The sequence below is a fragment of the Streptomyces sp. NPDC059456 genome, from assembly GCF_042750055.1.
In the GTDB taxonomy this organism is placed as follows: Bacteria; Actinomycetota; Actinomycetes; order Streptomycetales; family Streptomycetaceae; genus Streptomyces.
In genome coordinates, this window is record NZ_JBHYVA010000810.1 from 1 (window position 1) to 3,484 (window position 3,484).

General features: G+C 74.2%; 4 protein-coding genes and 1 pseudogene. 3 read left to right on the forward strand and 2 right to left on the reverse strand.

All coding sequences use genetic code 11. From position 1 onward, the window contains the following. Positions 1–411, forward strand: a pseudogene (locus ACFXA3_RS38850) (hypothetical protein); the annotation flags it as partial. Between the two features lie 115 nt (positions 412–526). On the opposite strand, the gene ACFXA3_RS38855 reads toward ACFXA3_RS38850, so the two are convergent. Continuing rightward, positions 527–733: a cold-shock protein gene (locus ACFXA3_RS38855; protein ID WP_054226408.1), complete on the reverse strand. Its 207-nt coding sequence runs from the start codon at positions 731–733 to the stop codon at positions 527–529. Between the two features lie 117 nt (positions 734–850). Then, positions 851–1,204, reverse strand: a complete 354-nt coding sequence (locus tag ACFXA3_RS38860; protein WP_385195484.1) for an HGxxPAAW family protein — start codon at positions 1,202–1,204, stop codon at positions 851–853. Between the two features lie 108 nt (positions 1,205–1,312). Between ACFXA3_RS38860 and ACFXA3_RS38865 the strand changes: the two genes are divergently transcribed. Both ACFXA3_RS38865 and ACFXA3_RS38870 read left to right on the forward strand, forming a co-directional pair. Continuing rightward, positions 1,313–1,807, forward strand: a complete 495-nt coding sequence (locus ACFXA3_RS38865; RefSeq protein ID WP_385195487.1) for a MarR family winged helix-turn-helix transcriptional regulator — start codon at positions 1,313–1,315, stop codon at positions 1,805–1,807. 46 nt (positions 1,808–1,853) lie between these two features. Next, positions 1,854–3,353, forward strand: coding sequence for a DEAD/DEAH box helicase (locus ACFXA3_RS38870; protein WP_385195490.1), 1,500 nt, complete (start codon positions 1,854–1,856; stop codon positions 3,351–3,353). Positions 3,354–3,484: the final 131 nt, after the last annotated feature.

Sequence of the window (3,484 nt, forward strand, 5' to 3'; positions counted from 1 at the left end):
CGGCCCCTCCCGGCGGGCCCCCCGGTGGCCCCCGCGGCGGACGACGCCGTCCACGCCTGCAACACGGGGCCCGGGCACCCGCCCCCGCCCCGGCCCCCGGCGGCCCTGGCCGGCTTCCTCGCCGAGGCCGCCGGGCACGCGGCCCTCTACCGCACCCTCCTCCTGCCGGGCGGCGGCGGCCCGCTCGGCGAGCGCCTCCACCGTGAGCTGCGCGCCCGCGCCCGCGCCGAACGGACGGCGGCCGGCGCCCCGCACGCCGATCTGGTCGCCTCGGCGGTGGCCGCCACCTTCACCGGGATCCTGGCCGACTGGCTGCACGAGAGCGTCCCGGGCTCCCCGGGAGAGCTTGCGGAGCACCTGTGGCCGCTGCTGCTGGCGCTGCACCGGGCGGGCTCGCGCCCGGCGCCGTGACCGCCTGCCGCACGGCCGCGGGCGGACAGCCGTGAGCCCCGCCAGGCGGACAGCAACGAGCCCCGCCGGACGGACCGGCGGGGCTCATGTCACGGGCCGGGCCCGCGAAGCGGCTTCAGCCGATGCCGACCACCCGCTCCGCCTGCGGGCCCTTGGGGCCCTGAGTGACGTCGTACTCGACCTTCTGGCCTTCCGCCAGCTCCTTGAAGCCGGTGGTCTGGATGGCGGAGAAGTGCACGAACACGTCGGGGCCGCCGTCGTCCTGCTGGATGAAGCCGAACCCCTTCTCCGAGTTGAACCACTTCACGGTGCCTGTAGCCATCTGCACTGATCCTTCTCAACGTTCCACGCGGGCCGCACGTGCGGTGCGGCCGTCTCGATCCTGCCCATCCGTCTCACGCACCACACTCCGGGCGCGGCCAACCGGGGACGGTTCGAACTACTGCTCGGCCGGCAGGGCGGGCCGTGACGCCGGGGCCGCGGCCGCGGCACGGCGCGGTCCGCTCATCCGGCAGCCCAGGCAGTGGGCGTGCCCGGTGCGGGCGGTGGTGTCGCGGGTGCGCCAGTCCCATTCGGTGCGGGGGCGGGGGCCGCCGGGCTTGCCCCAGCCCGCGAGGTGCAGCACCCACGTGACCACCGCCGCCACCGCGACGAGGGCCAGGCCGAGCCAGATGCCGGGGGTCCAGGCCGCGCACACGGCGAGGCCGGTGCCGGTGCAGCCCAGCAGGGCCAGGGCGGTGCCGGTCCAGCCGGCCACGGTGTGGCCGAGGTCGACGTCTCCGTGCGCGCTCATGATTCTCCCGGGAAGGTCGGGCGGCGGTAGGCTTTCGAGCAGAGATGCCTTAGTGAGCAAGATAAGTATCTCACGAGCTAAGTAACTTAGATACTAAGGAATATCAGCATGCAGGGCAAGCCCCGTCCCGCGGCCACGGCCGAGGAGGCGCTGTCGCGCATGGACCGGTACGTCGCGCTGGGCCTGGTCGGCCAGCAGGAGGTGGCGCAGCTGCTGGGGCTGAACGTCACCGACCTGACCTGCCTGGGCCACATCCTCGGCGCCTGTGACGCCCCGCTCGGCGCCGGCGACCTCGCGGAGCTGACGAACCTGACCACCGGGGCCGTGACCGGCGTGCTCAACCGCCTGGAGCGGGCCGGATACGCCCGCCGGCAGCCGGATCCCGCGGACCGGCGCCGGGTGCGCGTCGTGGCCGTGCCCGAAGCCGCCGCCCGGGTCATCGCCGTGTACGAGCCCTTCTACGCCCGGCTCGGCGCGGTGTTCGCGCAGTACTCCCCGGACGAGGTCGCCGTGATCGCCGACTGGTTCGCGCGGGCGACCGTCGAGATGACCGCCCACCTCGCCGAGGTGCGGTCCGGGAAGCTCGGCCCCGTCACCTCTTAGCCCCGATGGTAAAATCACCCTTTTCACGTCTCTCGGAAGGTTCTGCATGAAGAACCCGTCGGTTCACGGGCGCTTCGGCATCAAGGCCGCAGCCAAAGCAGGCCCCAAGGGCGGTGCGAAGCCGGGCGGCAAGGCCCCCCGGACGGCACCCCTGCAGGGCGAGTTCGCGATGCCCGAGACGGTCGAGCCGGCGCTGGCGCCGGTGGCGGCGTTCTCCGAGCTCGACCTGCCCCGTGAGCTGGTGACGACGATGACCGACCTGGGGGTGACGCAGCCCTTCCCCATCCAGGCGGCCACGCTCCCCAACTCGCTGGCCGGGCGCGACATCCTCGGCCGCGGCCGGACCGGCTCCGGCAAGACCCTGGCCTTCGGCCTCGCCCTGCTGGCCCGGACCGCGGGCCGCAAGGCCGATCCCAAGCGGCCGCTCGCCCTGGTCCTCGTACCCACGCGCGAACTGGCGCAGCAGGTGACCGAGGCGCTGACCCCGTACGCGCAGGCCCTGGACCTGCGGATGGCCACGGTCGTCGGCGGGCTGTCGATCGGCAAGCAGGTCAGCGCGCTGCGCTCCGGCGCCGAGGTCGTGGTGGCCACCCCGGGGCGGCTGAGCGACCTGGTCGGACGGCGGGACGTCCACCTGGAACGCGTGCGGATCACGGTCCTCGACGAGGCCGACCAGATGTGCGACATGGGCTTCATGCCGCAGGTCACCGAGATCCTGGACCAGGTGCACCACGCCGGGCAGCGGATGCTGTTCTCGGCCACCCTGGACCGCAACGTGGACCAGCTCGTGCGCGGCTACCTGAAGGACCCGGTCTCCCACTCCGTGGACCCGTCGGCGGCCTCGGTGAGCACCATGGACCACCACGTGCTGCACATCCACGCCGCGGACAAGTACTCGGCGGCCACCGAGATCGCGGCGCGCGAGGGCCGGGTGCTGATGTTCCTGGACACCAAGCACGGCGTGGACCAGTTCGTGAAGCACCTGCGGGCCATGGGCGTACGGGCGGAAGGGCTGCACAGCGGCAAGTCGCAGCCGCAGCGCACGCGTACGCTCGCGCAGTTCAAGAACGGGGCCGTCACGGTCCTCGTCGCGACGAACGTCGCCGCGCGCGGCATCCACATCGACGACCTCGACCTCGTCGTGAACGTGGACCCGCCGGCCGACCACAAGGACTACCTGCACCGCGGCGGCCGTACCGCCCGAGCGGGCGAGTCCGGCAAGGTCGTCACCCTGGTCACCCCGAACCAGCGCCGCGACATGGTCCGGCTGATGGCCGACGCCCGGATCCGGCCGACCATCACCCAGGTCCGCTCCGGGGAGGTCGCGCTCAGCCGGATCACCGGGGCCAAGGCGCCGTCCGGGGTGCCGCTGGCGGGCGCCGAGCCGACCGACGCGAAGGGCCGGCCCTCCGGCTCGGACCTCGGCTTCCGCGGGATGGGCAGCCGCCCCGGCCGGCCCGGGGCGGGCAAGGAGTCCCGCAAGACCGCGGAGGCCCGGCAGCTCGCCGAGGCGCGCCGCGCGGCCCGGGTCCGCAGGGGCGGCTGACACCCCGGCGCGGCCGGCCTCCGGCCACGGCCCGGCAGGGCCCGCTTCGGCTTCGGCTTCGGCTTCGGCGTGGGCTTCGGCGTCGGCGTCGGCGTCGGCTACGGCGGGGGGGTCGGCATCGGCTGCGGCGA

Coding starts and splice junctions, on each gene's coding strand:
- ACFXA3_RS38855 (WP_054226408.1), bottom strand. CDS start 733: ATGGCTACAGGCACCGTGAAGTGGTTCAACTCGGAGAAGGGGTTCGGC.
- ACFXA3_RS38860 (WP_385195484.1), bottom strand. CDS start 1,204: ATGAGCGCGCACGGAGACGTCGACCTCGGCCACACCGTGGCCGGCTGG.
- ACFXA3_RS38865 (WP_385195487.1), top strand. CDS start 1,313: ATGCAGGGCAAGCCCCGTCCCGCGGCCACGGCCGAGGAGGCGCTGTCG.
- ACFXA3_RS38870 (WP_385195490.1), top strand. CDS start 1,854: ATGAAGAACCCGTCGGTTCACGGGCGCTTCGGCATCAAGGCCGCAGCC.